We start from the raw sequence: 16,319 nt of genomic DNA, 5'->3' as shown, positions 1-16,319 counted from the left end.
CATGATGGGCAATTTGAAACAGCGCGTTCACACTGCGCTCGGCAACGACCGTGGGGAAACCATCAGCTCCGTGGCTATCGGTTCTCTGGTCTCCACCGTGATCACTTTGGCTGTATCAGCGTCAATGGTCGGGATGATCGCCGTTCAGCACAAGGTTGAAGAACGCACAGAAACAGCTACCGGATACGCCAGCGTTGAGCACAGCATTCGCGACGCGCTGACCTGGGCTTCTGATATTCCCAGCGTCGAGGCACGATCAGACCGGTTTACCACGATAAGCACGGGCATCGGCACCGAAGATGATTGCCAAGCCAGTACCTGGTCTAAAGAGGCTCACCGCCTGATCCTGACCCGCCAGACTTACCCTGACTATTCTTTCCACCCAACCACAGGCATGCCCATTTGCCAGGGTAAAGCTTCCCTCACGACTGATTCCATCATGTCCACCAACATCCCGGATGACGCGCGGTTCGTTTTCCTTTCTGCCCAGGGGAAAACGCTTGAGCGCGACGGGAATGTGTACCGTAACGAAGACAAAGACGAAACCCGCATCGTTGGCGTGCTCTTTGAAGGCGGGAACTTCCGCGTCCATCAGGTCGCGTCGCGCTTAACCCCCGAAAATGCGCACTCCATCGAAACAGGATTTGTTGATGGGGATGATCGGGGTACAGATGCTAAGCCAGGTGAGGCCGTCGCCTTGAAAACCACAGGCGTAATGAAAACAGTCTGGGATTTGAAGGAAGCGCCACGGGGCACCTGCGAGCAGGGTGAACGCATGATCACCCTTCCCCTGCGTTCTCGCGGTGACAGCAAGCTCAAGGCTGATATTTACTGGGGCGACGGCAAACGCACCGACGATGGAACCCTGACGCATTGCTACGACGCAACCGAGGGGCGCAAGCGCATCACTGTGATCGGTGAGGTTCCGTCCTACGGTATGGCTCATCGTGGTGGACAATACACCGGCGTAAGCGATGCAGTGCGAGATGGGCAGATGCGCATCAATCGAGCGCTCGTTGAAGTCGAAGAATTCACCGAAGAGCTAAAAACCACGACCCTTGACGTTGCCTTCGCCGGGGCTGAAAACCTGAGCCATGTTGGCAACATTCCAAAAACTGTCGAATCTATGAATCTGACTTTTATGGAAGCCGGGAATCCCGACTTCGGCACCGTAGACACATCGAACGTCTTCTCTCTGCGAGGAGCCTTCAAGGACAACACAAAGTTCGATCAGAACTTGAATGGCTGGGATACGGGCAAAGTCACTGACCTACACCAGGTGTTCGCTGGCTCCACAAGATACAACCAGCCGATGAATCGGTGGAACGTCCGTAAAGTAGTGAACGCGCAACAAGCATTCAAGGGAGCCACTAGCCTAGACCAGTCGTTACGAAGCTGGGATGTAAGTAATACCGAGCGGTTCGATGCCATGTTCAGCGGAGCCACGAACTATTCAGAAAACCTGTCCAATTGGAATCCGAAGTCGGCCAAGAGCTGGGGAGACTTCGCCAAGGACACCAAGCTTGAGCAGGAAGACCTGCCTGAAGAGTTCCGCGATCCAGTGACTGAAGAACCTACATCTTCCCCAACTCCCACGCCGTAGGTGTGATGGGAACGTGGCCGAGAAGCTAGCTCATTCCGCTAGTTCCTCGGCCACATTTATTCCTGGTGCTTCTCGCAAATATTTCATTCCCTAAGTCACACATTGAGGTCACCGAGGCAGGCCACCTGGCCAGTCACCACCTCACTATGAGCCGAAGGGGCATCACCATGCGAGAAGCAATCAAAGTCAGCAAGAAGATCGGGAAACAGGTTGGCATCTTCATCCTGCTTATAACATTTCTTGTTGTCGCCCATGTCATCCCGATGCTAATCACGAACTCCGTCGATCCATCCCTCTCACTCTAAGGACGCACCCAGATGGACACTTATGCCGAAGGAACGATCCCCAATGGAACATTTGTGGACGTATACAGCAGAGGAGTTTGGCAGAACCAGGATCATCAGTGCCAGGTCGTCAAGTGCAACGTGACGCGAGGTGCCTATGTGATCCGGGAGATGAGACATGAAACAACGTTCCTTGCCCCACCGAATGATGTTATCCGTGCCGGCACTGCCAAGCACCCGTGAACCAATAACCGGAAAGGCCCCTCGAATCGTCGAGGGGTCTTCTTCGTCCAAGATGGAAAATAATCCATACCTGGTACTGTCTGAGCAGGCGTGAAGTATCGACCCTGCGACTCCCAAACTAAGAATATAGGTACATAAAGATGTACATATTTATGCGCATCTTTGCTATGCTGAACTCATGACCACCATCCCAGTTCAGAATGTCCACACAAGCAAAGAAGCCCGAGATGAACTCGGCTCCCTTCTAGCTACATTCCGAAAAGAAGGCTCCAAGGCCTCACCCCTCGTATTCGGCTCGCACCGCAAGCCCGAGGCCGTTGTACTCCCGTTCGAGGTCTTTGAGCAGATCGCCCCTGCTCTGGAAGATCTAGAAATCGCTCATATCGTCAACAGCCGATGTGACGACAAGATCATCCCTCTATCAGAGATTGCGGAACAGTTCGGGCTAGACCCGGAGCAGTATGTCTAAGGGCAAAACCGGGCTAAGCCTTGATGCTACCGAGGGATTCAAGCAGGATATACACGAGCTCCCCCCAGAGATGCGAAAGCTCGTATTAGATTGGTTGGTTTCGATCAAAAAGGGAGAGACATCCGGGACACCCTTGGATAACTTGCCCGAAACTGGCGACCTGTCGGACTGCTACAAGTTCTATTTCGACCCTGACCCTTCTCCAGACCAACCGCCTCGATATCGGCTGGTATATCGGTACACACCCAACGAAATTCGGGCAGTCTCACTTCAAGCTGTCGCTGTTGGAAAACGAGCGAAACTTGACGCATATATCCGTGCACTGGCGAACCTCGGAAGGCTAAAACCCTAAATACACGTTTGAGGCCACCCCCCAAATTGGAGGTGGCCTCAAACGCTCTTAGTAGAGCTATTTCGCGATGGTTATCGATGCTGTAGCGCCCTGTTGATTGCCGTTCATCGGTACAACACTGATCCTGGTTCCCGGAAGGTCAGCGCCTGGTACGGTCGCGCTTGTGCCTTCGACTGTTTTTACCTCGCGACCTTTTTCATTGGCCACAATTAGTTCGTACTTTGTGGCCCGGTCTACTGCCGACCACATGACCTTTGTGCCCGCGGTGCGGATAGCGGGCGCGTCTAAGGCACCAACCGCTTGCACCGATCCACCCACGCTCCTTGCCAGGTCTTCGAACTGCAATTTACTCAGACAATCGCTCGCCCATTGTCCAGGCGCTTCGCGGGGCTGTTCGTCTTCTTGCTCCATCACCCAAAGGTTGCCGGCCTGCGACTTTCCGATGACAGCGAAACATGCGCCACCCTGCCCAGCGCGTGTAGCCACGTTCTCCGGCACGCTTGAGACCCATCGGTACTTCTCTAGGTCTTCGGAACTTTGGTAGCGGGAGGTGGCCGACAATGCCCCCTGTTGGCCACGTGCTACTGCCGAGACTTCATCAAATGTGGCACGATCTTGGAACGTTGGTACGACTTGAGGAACGATACTGAAAGCCCCGATCAGAAACAAGGCTCCGACCATTGAAGCGATGACAATGCTTGCAGGTGTGAATTCACCCCGCTCGTTAGCTAACGCGCCAAAAGCTTTCCGGGGAATCATTCTGGCTTACTCTCAGACTTTGGGCGTTCACCGAGGACTCGCTCGATTTCCTCCAAGTCAGTGATCTTGTCAGCAATGAGCTGATCCGCGTTGTGCCAGAACGTTTCTGGCTGGTCAGCCTTTGCTAGCTGACGAATGCTGTCCAAGGACTCCTGGTTGACCAGAGCATCGACGATTTCTGGTGTGATCACCATAATTTCGTGGATAGGTACGCGCCCCTTGTATTTCGTGTATTCGTCTTTCCCATCCCATTCTGGATTCAGCTTTGCCACCAGACGCTGGGAGACCAACCCCTGAACGGAATCGAGTACCGAGTACGGGGTATCGTCGGCCAGCTCGACAAGACGAATGAGCGCGGAGACGTTATCGGTGGCGTGAAGCGTTGTCACCACCTGCCGGCCAGCGCGCGACTGGCGCACTGCCGCTCGTGCGGTTACGTTGTCTCGCAATTCGCCCAGGAAGAGGGTGTCGTAGTCGGCGCGCACCAACGCCGGAAGCATTTCCTCGTAGCCAGTTCCAATGTCGTCGTTGGCTTCGAGCTGGATGACTCCCTTAATGTCGCGTTCTACGGGGTCTTCCAGCGTCCAGATGGTTCGGGTTCCATCGTGTAGGAAGTGCAGGCCGGCATAAGCGGTGGTGGACTTACCTACACCCATCGGGCCGACGAAGATCATCATCTTCTTAGCTGTATTGAGTAGTTGAAGCACACGCCCCTTGTTCTCCTTCGTGAAACCAAGCTCGTGGATAGTCTTCAGCTTTCCTCGCTGTGGCAGGCGAAGAACAATGGTGCTTCCCGTGTCTGCCGTGGTGAAGAGCTGGATACGGGCTTTGCGCTCCACCATTTTCTCTTCACCGTTTTCATCGACGAAGCCAGAAGGTACGTCCATCTTCAAGGTGGAGCTTTCTGGGCGCAGATTGGCACTGGACTTCAGGTTCGCCCTGGTCTTGAAACTGTTGAGTACCTGGACTGCGAAACGCCCAGGAACTCGGTAGAACCGGCGCATGGTGCCGTCAATACGCACCTGAGTAACCAGCTCTTCGTCCGTTCCGCGACGCCATTCGATGAGCACATCACTGGCGCCCAATTCCGAGGCCTCCGCAATCAGGTTAATGAGGCAAGTTTCAATGTGTGGATTCTCAATATCCACATAGTCAATCAAGTCGGCCTTTGGCTCCACTGCTATCTCTTCTGGGGCTACTGCAACCATTTGTTAGCTCTTTCTGTTTTAGGCTCGGTGGCTGTTGGCGCGGTGCTGGTCAGCTAGCACCCTAGATTCATGGGATGCTCGGGCTACACCTCGTAGAGGCTTGCCGTCTTCCCCGTAGCTGATGGGAGTGTCTACCGGGTCTCCCATCTTTTCCCGGCGCGCAATGGTTTGCTCCCTGTCATCGTTCAAGCTGGGGGAGTACATTGCGATTTCGTAATCCGATGGTGCTGGCCGTGTAGTTCTGTGCACACCCAGACTGAGTAAGGCATCGCGGTACTGCCCAGGTTCGCCGTAGAACGTTTTGTAGACGAAGGAACCTGCACCTTCTAGCTGAGCCAATCCAACACCCTTAAAAACGCGTTCGTCCTCAGCTATGTGCTTTGGCACGACGGGCACAGATGCTTCATCGTTGAATGCCTGACTCCGTGCAGTCTTGGATGGTTTCGATCCTTGTAGGAGCCGGTGGCCGTTCTTGGCCTTGAACGTCGGTGAAAGGCCTGTGTTGGCGTTGGTAACCTGAGAGGAAGTCACCATTCGAATTCCAACGAAGCGCATTTCGGAAACGATCCGATCCAGCAGTTCCATGATCTGGATACGCAAGAGGTTGGTTTGCACTTTCGCCTGAATTAGCGGGTTGTCTTTGGGTACTCCGGCAGGAATCTTTTCTGTCACGACTAGGCCTGCCACCTCATCAGCAATGATGAGAATAGGGCTGAACCGTGTTTCCTCAGGCATTTGGAAGTGGTTCAAGTATCCGTGTTGCTTCAGAATCTTTGAACGCCTCGACCCTTCGTTGTAGACCATCTGAAGGGTTGCCACGCTGGCACCGAGCGAGTCACAACCCCAGCCACCTTCACGCACGAAGTCTTTACACCACATGAAGTCTGTTGACTTATCAGTAGTGTCCACAATTGCCAGTTCCGCTCCGTTCGAGAGCTGATCAGCGATGATCGCATTCAGTGTGACTGTATTGTGTGTTGGGATGAACCCATCGGTCAGATAGATGTGGGTTGGGTCGGTAATGCGGACGCACCGACCGGGCGCAGGATCGAGCTTGTTGATCTTCTGGATAGCGAAGCCTGCGGGAGCCAAAGTTACACGCAGTTCATTGGTGCTATGGATGACTTTCATGCCCATTGATCGCAACAGTTCGATTAGGCTCTCAACTTCAGCATCGTCCAAGGATCTGAGGCTCCAAACTTCCACGTCCTCAATAGGTTCAGGGTTGAACATGCCCAGGAGTACGTGCAGAATATGGTTCTTTGACTGAACGCCTGAACGAAGAAGCTCTGGGGTGAGCAAGAGACGCGTTTGCGAGACGTTGCTTTCCCATTCCAACATTCGTTCATCCGACAGCTCCATGGTTGCGCCACTGTAGCGAGACATGGGGATGCGGTAGTCATCCAGGCTAGGGGTATTGACAATCTGCTTGGTCGTCAAAAGTTGCATAGCTGGTTCATGCGTGCACCCGTCGTGATCCGCCAACCAGGCAAGCACCTCATCGGTCGGGTACAAGACAGCGCCCTTGTCGTTAGGTCGCCCATAGATCCCCACAAGATCAATGAACCGCTGAACGTTCTCTGCTGGAATGGAAGTAATGTCGCTGATGGTTTCCACGGTGGCATCAATGTGCTGAGCACAGGCTACCTGTGCAGTGATGTTCCATTGATGAGACTTCAGGAAAGACCCATGAGGCTTCGCGCATGCGTCAGCAATGCTCGAACGCTGAATGAGCCACACGTGGTCAGGATCAGACTGGGGCTTCTGCCCATCATCAAGCACAAACTCGTAGAGGTCGTTGATCACTACATCTGTTTGGCCGTCGACACTGACTGATGAACCGTCCAAGCCGAGTATCTTGTCGCCAAGTTCTAGATCCCCGAATGTTGCCCAACCGGTCGGGAACTTTTCGCTGACGGGCACTGGCAATCGGGCAGTAAGTGGTTGGCGCTTACCTCCACCAGGCAGACCGCCAAGGAGCGTGAATGCTTGTGCTTTCCAGTCGATAACAGCCTTCTCTGGCTCGGACTGACCTGTTTCGGGGAGTTTCATCGCGAAAGGTGTCCTATTCACGTCGCCCTGCCCCAGCTTATGGATAGGGAACGCCAACATCTCTGGGAAAGTTGGGGGCGCTGACGGAATGAACCGGCATTGGAGGGTCAAGGGGTCAGCTTCAACCACCCATCCAAATGACCCTACGGTTTCTTCAGCTACTTCTTGAAGTTTCGCAAGATGCTTCGAAGGAACATAATTCTTCGGCAATGCTATTTCGTAGCCTCCGTTAGGGGCATCTTTGACCTTAATATCCCATGGCTTAACACCGAGAATGGTGGTAACAGCACGCCTACACTGAACCTCCGTCTCAGTTAATTGAGCTAGCACAGCCGTCTTCAGGTGCGGGTTGAATTCAACCATGACGTAGCCGGGATATTGCTTGGAGAACCGCTCTGAATACATTTCTCCGTCAGAAGCCTTAGCCTTAGCCGGCAAGCCGATTTCCTTCTCACCGTCGGCACCTCCTTCTCCCACCTTGGATACGGAGTTGTAACGGGTTGCGGTGACTTCCCACCCACCCTTTTCCGACTCGATTGGCTCAATAGAATCAATTTCAAACCCACTACCAAAGTTCCTGGTGATGATATGCATGAGTTGACCCTGATGCTTATCAGGATCAAAACTTGCAGGCAGTTTCTGGACGATTCGTTGTGCGCTCATTAGATCGGGATGGTGCTTTCTGCTCGGATCTTCTATTTCCCATCATGCCGGTCTGGGCGAGGCCACCCGTGCACAGAACGATCCGTCAAAGTATTCCAAGCCAAAACTCGCCAAAGACATTACTTTTCGCACACATCTATAACTATGAGCGATGTTTCCAGGCGATCACGCCGACCTAAAGGACAGACAACTGGCGGACAGTTTAGCCACGAAAGAAAATCCGAGTCGAAGGTCAGTTTGGCTCATTTTGCTCCCACGCCAGGACATATTAGGTATCAGAACTGGGTGCTAGATAACCTTCCGGCGCACATGCACGAGCTGGTCGAACACGCTGATGATGAGCGTCTTTTCCTGAGCACCAAAGACGGAAACTACCGCATCGAAGTCAGACCGGGAACTGATCAAGAATGTGACACCTCCGATCCAGAATTCATTGCCGACACCACGACTGAGTTCGTTGGCGACAGAAGCCACGAATACACCACAACAAATCCCCTACGACGTGCTGGCGACAACCAGGCGGAGCTTTACTGGGCGTACAAGGAAGCGTTGTGTCACGATGTAGCAAACAAGCTTGGCAGAGAGCACTTCCATACTCTTTCGGAAGAGAATGGAAAAGACCTTCAAGCAGTCAGCGTGGTGCCTGGTGAAACACTCCCGACGATAACCCTCGAATATGCTTCATCGTCGACTGGTAAAACTGACGATGAGAAGCTGTCGTTTTACCAACTAACTCAGGACTCGCCAGCCTACGCTCAATCCATCAAGTTCTACAACGCGTTGGCAAACGACCCTAACTATTCTCCCGGCTACCAAAGGTACGCCAGCGCTGTGCTCGAACTGGATCAGCTTCACCGGCACAACAAGGTACCAGATTCGATGACCAACGAAGCTCTAGGTCATCTATATCAGCGCGACTTTCAAGCAACGTCGGCTCGGTTGGATTCAACAGGCCGATACCTAGAGTTCACAGCTGATCTGGGAATGGATACCGAGTACAACCTGCTGTACGACTCGGAAACTGGGTATGTCGGCGGATACTATGGCACCAACCGTGACGAGGACTTCCAGACCGATCCAGAGAATCCATACGATGACGGGTTCCCCTTGGCATTCATGCGTAAGCACAGACCTCCCATGGAGAAATTATTCAAGAAGGCCAATCGGGAAAAGCAGGTCATTATTTCCAGCATTCAAGCACGCCAGAATCCTGCCGAATAACTGTTAAAGCTAGAAGAACGCCACACCCTTAGATGCACCGTTCTCTTATAAGGCAATATCTACAAGCAGGGGCTCCGCTGATCCGTCGCTTGCTTGGCGCTGGCGACCACTTCAAGTGCTTTCCTAAGCACTTCACCAGCGTCAAGGCCTACGTCTTTGCATATCAGCGCGAATATCGGAGTTGGCAAGTCACGTTTTCCGTTGATGTACCTACTTAGCGAACCTATGCTAATTCCAGTTCTTTCCGCTATGCCCTGCAATACAATGCCCTTCCCTTTGATCTGCTCAAACAGTTGTTCAGCGATTGATTGGGAAAGAGGGTTATTTACCTCCATACGGAAATTTCCTTACTGTTCAAAAGCTTCTTCCCGTTGCGCAATTAATGGTGTCAGCCCTGTAATCGCGCCAGCACGTCGCACTTCGCTGATGAATTTGAGTTGGCAAGACTGTTCGTACCATTCGCGAAGTGCTTCCAGCATCTCTCCTTTACTGAGCTGATCGTTGCCGAAAGATACTCCGAACTGAATTTCAGGACGTTTGACGGTATGCACGTTGATGGTGTGGCAACCATCCCATTCGATCAGGACGGCTTCTTCCAGGCGCTGTTCTATGTTCTTCCAGAGCTGTTCTTGGAGCGCTGGATGCTCTTCTCCTGACATGCCCATTGCTGTTCTCCCATCCTGAAGCTGAACATTCGTACAGACCCATTGCGTTCTCTGCTAAAGGGTTATTGTTCAAGCATGGACTGCTCAACATAACTAATTCCCAAGTGGACTTCTCCTTGAAGCTGACTGAGAATCCATCGAGACTCACCCATGATGGGGAGAAGATACCCTGTTGGCTTCCCGTCCTTGCAACCGCTGGGCATGTGGCTAATGACTAGTGCTCCTTCTGCCGGCATCACGGACATACCCACGCTCTCGTAAAAACCGATCGACGCTGGTGTTGCTACGCCCCAAAGATAGTCGATCTTCCGAGTACTAGCTTTTTCGACAACACTTCGGAGAAGTTCTTGAGCTAGTCCTTTGCCTCTATGATCTGGTGCCACGGCCACGTCAAAGAGCATCCAGGTGTGATCCAACATCGCCAAAGCCAGTTCGTTCATGGCTTGAGCTTGACCTTGCAGGGAGCCAAACATCTGAGCCTGTTGCGCTTCCGCCATTGGTGGGCCAGCCCAGATAGCCCCCACTAGTTCGCCTTCTAGATAAGCGACGAGGACGGCGTTCTCCTTCCCGTCCTCGGCAGGAACATTAGAGAGTCTGTAGCGCGAGGGATCCTCGATTAGATCATCAAAGAACCGGTCAACCCGCGCGTAGCTGTTAATTAGTTCTTGGGGGTCAGCCTGATCAATCCATTGGAGACTGAAGCTCGGCTTACGAGACTCCCGTGTTGATAAAAGTTTCTTTAAAAAACTCATCATTCTTACTCCTAGGTGGCAACGCGTTGGGCAGTAACTCGAAGATACTCTGAAGCTTTCAGCATAGCGCTGGTGTCCGAGAGGTCGGTGTAGCTGGCGCGGTTAACTTCTACGGTGTGCCCGAACCAAGCTGAACGGTCTACGTCTGAAATCTGGTCACGGAGTAGTGTATTGAGCGTTGCCCGCCAGATGTGAGTTCTCTCGTTCTCAAGCTCAACTATTTTCAGAGTTTTAGCGAGCATTCTATAAAGATTGGATGCTACTTTATGAACGGCTGGCCTGTTCCATTGTTTATTCTGGTGTATTGGCGAACCGATGACGTAAAGCGAATCTGGATACTTGTTTTTGCGCTCAATAAATCTTTTTGCAACGCGAGGGTCAAGGATAGATACTCTGCGCGCCCTGTGCGTTTTGGATACCTCCGCGTCGATGGAGATGTGGACATTCTGATCCTTGTCAATTTCGACGTGCGCCGACCAGACGAGCGAATTAGCTTCGGTTACCCGCAGTCCAGTCGTGGCTTGCAGTAATGTCAGATCAATTATAGATTCAGCTTCTCTAAGGTCGCGCGGTATAAGGTATTTAAACCTCTCAAGCGTGCGCTCTGGAGCTATATCAACGGGGTCTAATTCCAGTAGGAAGTCAATTACGCGGTTGTAGTCGTCACGGGAGAGAGCAATGCCACCTTTCTTGGTGTTGGGGTTGATGACGTTTGCTACGTGACGTAATTTGAAATCCATCCCGCGCATGGGGTTGAAGTCAATCAGCGCATCTTTTCGCATCTCTTGAATGATGTATTTAGAGATGACTGTTTTAGCCTGCTCGGCGGATTCTCTGCCGTGTAGCTCGGCTATCTCTTGCAGGCACCGTTCAATGACTCTGATCGTTTTCATGTCATCAATCGACTTATATTTCAAAGAATATGAATGCTGTTTATCCGAGTTTTTTCCGTGTTTATTGCAATCCCCAGCGACAAGACGGAGGACGCTGAGGTACTGATCCTTGGTACGATCACGCAGGTTGGCCTTCTCGATTTCTGGCCTTGATACTGTGTTGATGTACTTGGCAAGCTCAGAGCCTGGTTTCCATTCAGAATCTTGAGCATTCGCTAGGACTTCCTCCGCCTTAGCTCTGGCCTTCGCTCTCAGGTCTCCTTTACGCACGGATTCAGTACGCCGTCGAACGAGCTTTCCGTTCGGCAGGCGTAATGACCAGGCGAGCATCCACTTCTTAGTGTCTTCGTCTTGCCATGGCGATACTCGGTCAATGGAGTCTTGGCCTGGTTCAAGCTTCGTCGAAGATGAGCGGGTTATAGTTGTGGCCATGAACGTGTCCTTACTTTGTGGAGCGCGTAGGCTAGCTACGTCTTTCGCTACGTTGCAATCGTATCGCATCGGCGTATCTGTGCATTCTCCCTTATATCTACAGGGTTCTAGCCCTCTACGGCTCATTAACTTTGACCTAAGCTTACCTTAGGTATGTAGTTAAGGTCGTATAAATGTATGTAAACCTGTACAGCAACATGTATTGAAGTATGGTGATTTTTGCCTTCTGAACATACGGGGTATCGGTTCGACTCTTCATGGCAAGGGTTGACCAATCCCCAGCTTCACTTTTCACAGATTTGCCACAATCTGTTCAGGAGCATTAATAGAAATCGTTTCTATTAGGCGTGCTTCTTCGATTTCTCGCCTTTGAGCACACATTGGAACCGCAACCTGAATGTCTACGGAAGGAACCATTATGGATAGTACTTTGAATAACGCGTTGCCTGTTCCGGTCATCGAAGAATGCCTCGCCTGCTATCTTGATCGAGCTATGTACACAGCTTCATGCGATGGAACATTGAGGGCAATTGAGTACTTTGCAGAAACTGTCGCGCCAAGTCAGCACCCGCTCGCAACAGTCATCAAGGCCGATGGAATTCACTGTGACTGCGAGTATCGAATGAACGCCAGTAGGGTCGCAGGTACAGCGGAGCGTGATGCGCGGGGAAGAAACACATGCCAGGGAACGTCTAGCGGTAGCCTGACTCCCTGCCCAAATTGGTCCTAAGGCCAGATGAAGCAGTAACGCTAAAACCCCGGTATTCCGTATTTCCATACGGCTTACTGGGGTTTTTTACTGTATCAAGGTATGTATTTAAGCATCTACGGTACAGCTTTACATGTTGGTGTATTTATTACTGTATTTGACCGGCTTCTTGGTAGACCAGCACTTTCTTCTAGTTACGTCGTTTTTTGCTGGCTAGCACGCTGGTTGCCCTAATTTCAGTGACTACCTCGGAGCCTAGCCGGCTGGCAATTAACTCGACTATCTGAGTACTGTGCAATTTCATTTGCGCCACCCAAGCCGGCGAATCGCACTGCACGAGCAGTACCGTTCCCTCCATTCCTTCAGCGCTACAGCGTTCTGCAATCGAAGCCGGCACTATTTCTCGCCAGCATGCGAGGACTCGGCCTACGGCCAATCCTGACTCCCACGCATGATTCTTGGTGAGCTGATCAAATATGCCACCCAACAGTTTTGGGTCACCTGGTGAGTCCTCGCCAGATGACGGCCTTGAGGCATTTCCACGGCTGGACTTCCTGAGACGCCCATTTCTCGTGTTTCTTCCCGGCGCTGTTCGCCTCGCTCCGGTACTATCTGCGATTGATCGCCAACGGTTCAGAAGAGCTCTAGGTGCTTCCACAATGTCATCGGATAAGGTGCTTTCGACTTCACTCATCATGCACTCCTAGTCTTCAGCCGTGACCTTCGTGGCCTTATCTGGCTTTCTGCAATTGCCAGCTCGCTATGAAGCAGGGTGAAGGTCTTTCGATCACTTTCGTAGTTCAGCCCTGGATAGATTAATCCAACCTTATTGATTGCCTTCAGGAACTTCTGTTTGAAACGATAGGTCTCTGCAATCTCGGTTCCAAATTGCCGATGAAGTGTCGTCCATTTGATGGTGACTGCTCGGGTTCCTTTGCCTGCCTTGTAGACTCTGAGCACTGTCCAAAGGTAAACGTCCAAGGCCAATGCATCCTTGCCCAGAGCATCGACCGCGCGCATATCGACAGGAAACGCTTTTCCGTTATCTTCGCCCTCACGCCCAACGATGCGTTCGTAGAATCCCTGATTAAGCTGGATGTACGATTCCTCGTTTTCTGCGGGGTTTGCTCTACCGGCTTCACCTACGTGTGTAAAAATCCTGCCTTGCTGAGCAATATGGAAGTTCTCAAATTCATCGACAATCAAGTTTCCCGTCGTATCTACTGCGGTCACGCTTATGCTTGCCCGTAGAAGTGCCAGAGTAGCTTTCCTGAGCGATGCTACTTGTGAACCACCTACGTTTACTTTGAGCTTGTTTTCCATAAAGTACGCGAGCGAAGACCCCAGGTATAGCTTCGGGTTACGGGTACGCAGGGCTTCAGTGATGATCCAGATCATCATTCTGCGTGGATAGACACCATAGGGATAGATAAATTCGCTCGTACCATCTGGGTTGCGGATTCGAGCTGGTTGAATTTCTAGGTGAAGCTTCCCATTCCGCTTTTCATAGACGCGAAGTTCACTTCCTGGATCGCTAACAGGGAGGCAGGTTTCTGCCAGGAAGTCTATTCCGAAGCTGAGTTCTTCAGCCTTTTCTTCTCTCACCTTTTGCGCGACGTTTAGGAGCTTTGTCTGCTGTGGGGTCAGCTTGAGGACTTTACCTGGTTCAGCTTCGTTGCTGTCGTTCTCAGTCTTTTGTGATGTAGCTTTGCGCGTTGGGGGTGTATCAACGTCGGAGTTATCAGGTAGCATGAATGTTGCTATCCTCCTTTGGGCGATTCGATGTAGAAGTCGATTGGGCTGAAGGGCGTTTCCCTCTTGCTGGTTGCTATGGGGTCGACGTTGTTATAGAGAAGTGGCGTTCCCTTCTATGTGGTTCGTTCGCTTTGGTGGATCGAGAACTCATGGTCGGCAAAACTTCAGTTCTCGAAGGACAGTGATTTAGCTGTAGACCCTCTTGGTATTGCAAGTACCACGGGGGTCTTTTTTTGCTTAATCTCTCCGATCCTAGCACTGACCTATCCCCAAATTTGGCATCTACTCCCGTCCGCGAATCACGGTTTTTCCACGGGATAATCCCGCTTCCCTTAGTTATCCACTGTCGAAGTGGTAGCTTTGCTCCAAGGCGCATCTTCGGCCTGTTGATAACGGTATATTCCTTGAATTTACGGGGCTAAATCACTTGTCGAAGTGGTAGGTTTCTATTTTCTTAGCCGTTAGTGGGCTGTCGAAGTGGTAGGTTTTCCTTGTCGAAGTGGTAGGTTTTCCTAGGATTTTTTCGACATTGCCTTACCTAGTTGCCAGCGTTAGCAAGGCTGTTTGACAAAAAACGAGGTTTCGCGCACCCTCTAGTTAAACAGTTAAGTACAGCTATAGACAGCCCAATACCCGTGGATTTGTGGATATAAGCTTCCGTGGGGTCATGAACAGACGATCAAGTTTTCTATTTTGGTCTCTACTTGCTGTACCAGGACGCAGGATGTGGCAGAACCTTCTAGGTCTCTGCCACATCCTTCAACTTCCCTTCTAGACAGTTAGCAGTTCGAATGCTCGATCTTTGACGCTCTGGTGAGCTTGATCGAACTGGCGCATAGCGCGAGCTTCAGATGCATTCTGACCGCCAGTTGCGCGCACGGTGGTTCCCCAGTCAAGGAATTCAGTGACAGCGTTGAAAGCGCCCCACTGGGTATGCCGTCCATAGTCATTAGTATCTGCGAACGTGAACAGGCTGATCAGCTCTCGACGACGGTTGTACCAGATAGTGTGGCTACGCTTTTCGCGCTTGTCTGGTTCTGGGTAGAGAGCATCAATGTAAGCAACAAAATCTGTCCGCGTAAATGGCCGAGAAATCATTTCCTCTGCAATGGCGCTGAACTCCTTGGCGTAGGTGATAGCTCCCTGTAGAACGCGCTCTGCCGTAGCGAGACGTTGCCTTGCATTCGTAGTGTGGCGGATGCTGAAGGCGTGAGGTACGTGCATCTTGACGGCCATACCGTTGGTGCAGGCTAGGCGGAGGCCTTCAACACCAGCCGTGACGGTGCCGGAGCCATCATGGCAGGCACGGAGCACGATGCCAAATTTCACCAGGTCTGAACCTCCTACATTCACGTGGGTTTCTGGAAGGTCGAACCGCATGAAGGTGCGTCGGCCATGGTTGAGTTCACCGCCTGAGACCAGTTTTCCGCCATGGCTGAGGATGTGCTCGCCCAGAGAAAACACTTCGTGGTTGTCGACGTTCTGGTAACGTCCGCCGACAACGCCGAGGGTCACATGATTGTCGGAACGCATGACCATCCGCATGTCAGGTATGGAAGTGTTAGTTACGCCTTCCTCGGTCAGCATCATGAGGCCTTGTGCTGGCACCAGATTCACCGTCCAGTCGAGCTTGGCCTTGGTCATTGCGTCGTCGATGCTGGTAATGCCCGAAAGATCTGTGCCGATGCGGGTTGCCTGGCGGTTGTGGGAAGGGATCAGGGTGGTCATTGGAGACTTCCTTTCATGAAGCGTTGTGGTTCGTACATCTCCAATGTGTGCCGTGAGGAACAAAAAATTTCACGCGGTTGACTAGGCGTTTCTGTTCCACCTCAGCTTCATAGTTCGCAAAGCACACCTGCTTTCAGCGGTTCTGGGCTGCCGGAATGGCTTCAAGGTTCGTTTTTTAGATACTCTGCCCTTCAGGACATGCATAGGAGGACACCGGAATGCATCATCTTCCGCCGAAAGTATCAGGCTGGTTAACGAATGTCTTCCTGGTAGCGGAGCAAGCCAGTTGGGCCGTGTACTCCGACGAGACAAGCGACTGCAAGAGAACGATCATTTTCAAGCGCCCCACCGCCTACTTCACAGTCGTAGTATTTTTCCCCGATGAGAACCGTCGACGAACCAGACGAACCGCCTTCCTAACGACCGTTGCAGGTGTAAAACCAGTGCTCTTGCGCGAAGCGATTTCAACGTTGAAGTCTGTTTACTGAGAAAGCCGGACTCATAATCTCTTATCCGAAGGCACACATAGGA

At 51.9% G+C, this 16,319-nt stretch carries 15 protein-coding genes; 4 read left to right on the top strand and 11 right to left on the bottom strand.

All coding sequences use genetic code 11. From position 1 onward, the window contains the following. Position 1: 1 nt before the first annotated feature. A complete protein-coding gene (locus ACT3TP_RS14840) occupies positions 2–1,603 on the top strand; it encodes a BspA family leucine-rich repeat surface protein (protein WP_444616505.1) in 1,602 nt (533 codons plus the stop codon). A 95-nt stretch (positions 1,604–1,698) separates the two neighbouring features. On the opposite strand, the gene ACT3TP_RS14835 is transcribed toward ACT3TP_RS14840, so the two are convergent. After that, positions 1,699–1,857 carry a hypothetical protein gene (locus ACT3TP_RS14835; RefSeq protein WP_444616503.1) on the bottom strand — a complete coding sequence of 53 codons (159 nt, stop codon included), beginning with the start codon at positions 1,855–1,857 and terminating at the stop codon, positions 1,699–1,701. A 451-nt stretch (positions 1,858–2,308) separates the two neighbouring features. On the opposite strand from ACT3TP_RS14835, the gene ACT3TP_RS14830 reads away from it, so the two are divergent. Then, positions 2,309–2,599, top strand: a complete 291-nt coding sequence (locus tag ACT3TP_RS14830; RefSeq protein WP_444616502.1) for a hypothetical protein — start codon at positions 2,309–2,311, stop codon at positions 2,597–2,599. Between the two features lie 409 nt (positions 2,600–3,008). Here ACT3TP_RS14830 and ACT3TP_RS14825 read toward each other — a convergent pair whose 3' ends face one another. Genes ACT3TP_RS14825 through ACT3TP_RS14815 form a run of 3 tightly spaced genes read right to left on the bottom strand, consistent with a single transcriptional unit; the run spans position 3,009 to position 7,633 of the window. After that, positions 3,009–3,710 (bottom strand): hypothetical protein, encoded by a 702-nt coding sequence (locus ACT3TP_RS14825; protein ID WP_444616500.1) that lies wholly within the window; start codon positions 3,708–3,710, stop codon positions 3,009–3,011. Next, on the bottom strand, positions 3,707–4,918 hold the full coding sequence (locus ACT3TP_RS14820) for a GspE/PulE family protein (protein ID WP_444616498.1): 1,212 nt from the start codon (positions 4,916–4,918) through the stop codon (positions 3,707–3,709). Before ACT3TP_RS14820 ends, ACT3TP_RS14825 begins: the two co-directional genes overlap by 4 nt. A gap of 18 nt (positions 4,919–4,936) precedes the next feature. Then, positions 4,937–7,633 (bottom strand): hypothetical protein, encoded by a 2,697-nt coding sequence (locus tag ACT3TP_RS14815; RefSeq protein ID WP_444616496.1) that lies wholly within the window; start codon positions 7,631–7,633, stop codon positions 4,937–4,939. A 144-nt stretch (positions 7,634–7,777) separates the two neighbouring features. On the opposite strand from ACT3TP_RS14815, the gene ACT3TP_RS14810 reads away from it, so the two are divergent. After that, positions 7,778–8,854 carry a hypothetical protein gene (locus ACT3TP_RS14810; protein WP_444616494.1) on the top strand — a complete coding sequence of 359 codons (1,077 nt, stop codon included), beginning with the start codon at positions 7,778–7,780 and terminating at the stop codon, positions 8,852–8,854. Positions 8,855–8,913: 59 nt separating this feature from the next. Here ACT3TP_RS14810 and ACT3TP_RS14805 read toward each other — a convergent pair whose 3' ends face one another. From ACT3TP_RS14805 to ACT3TP_RS14790, 4 genes are all read right to left on the bottom strand, one after another. Further along, positions 8,914–9,189, bottom strand: coding sequence for a hypothetical protein (locus tag ACT3TP_RS14805; RefSeq protein ID WP_444616492.1), 276 nt, complete (start codon positions 9,187–9,189; stop codon positions 8,914–8,916). A gap of 12 nt (positions 9,190–9,201) precedes the next feature. Further along, positions 9,202–9,513, bottom strand: coding sequence for a hypothetical protein (locus ACT3TP_RS14800; protein ID WP_444616490.1), 312 nt, complete (start codon positions 9,511–9,513; stop codon positions 9,202–9,204). Positions 9,514–9,581: 68 nt separating this feature from the next. Further along, on the bottom strand, positions 9,582–10,274 hold the full coding sequence (locus tag ACT3TP_RS14795; protein ID WP_444616488.1) for a GNAT family N-acetyltransferase: 693 nt from the start codon (positions 10,272–10,274) through the stop codon (positions 9,582–9,584). 8 nt (positions 10,275–10,282) lie between these two features. Continuing rightward, entirely contained in the window at positions 10,283–11,596 is a 1,314-nt protein-coding gene (locus tag ACT3TP_RS14790; protein ID WP_444616486.1) for a hypothetical protein, read from the bottom strand. A 397-nt stretch (positions 11,597–11,993) separates the two neighbouring features. On the opposite strand from ACT3TP_RS14790, the gene ACT3TP_RS14785 reads away from it, so the two are divergent. Continuing rightward, positions 11,994–12,326 (top strand): DUF2695 domain-containing protein, encoded by a 333-nt coding sequence (locus ACT3TP_RS14785; protein WP_444620894.1) that lies wholly within the window; start codon positions 11,994–11,996, stop codon positions 12,324–12,326. A 169-nt stretch (positions 12,327–12,495) separates the two neighbouring features. Here the strand turns inward: ACT3TP_RS14785 and ACT3TP_RS14780 are convergent, their stop codons facing one another. The 3 genes from ACT3TP_RS14780 to ACT3TP_RS14770 all read right to left on the bottom strand — a co-directional run bounded on the left by ACT3TP_RS14780 (position 12,496) and on the right by ACT3TP_RS14770 (position 15,788). Further along, positions 12,496–12,999 carry a DUF721 domain-containing protein gene (locus ACT3TP_RS14780; RefSeq protein WP_444620892.1) on the bottom strand — a complete coding sequence of 168 codons (504 nt, stop codon included), beginning with the start codon at positions 12,997–12,999 and terminating at the stop codon, positions 12,496–12,498. Further along, positions 12,999–14,057 (bottom strand): replication protein RepA, encoded by a 1,059-nt coding sequence (locus ACT3TP_RS14775; protein ID WP_444620891.1) that lies wholly within the window; start codon positions 14,055–14,057, stop codon positions 12,999–13,001. The genes ACT3TP_RS14780 and ACT3TP_RS14775 overlap by 1 nt, the downstream gene beginning before the upstream one ends. Positions 14,058–14,831: 774 nt before the next feature. Then, positions 14,832–15,788, bottom strand: coding sequence for a DUF932 domain-containing protein (locus ACT3TP_RS14770; protein ID WP_444616478.1), 957 nt, complete (start codon positions 15,786–15,788; stop codon positions 14,832–14,834). Between the last annotated feature and the right edge of the window lie 531 nt (positions 15,789–16,319).

Origin of the sequence: Glutamicibacter sp. AOP38-B1-38, from assembly GCF_052377485.1 — a bacterium.
GTDB lineage: Bacteria > Actinomycetota > Actinomycetes > Actinomycetales > Micrococcaceae > Glutamicibacter.
The sequence above is the reverse complement of the archived record's forward strand: the minus strand, read 5'-3'. Positions and strand labels throughout refer to the sequence as shown.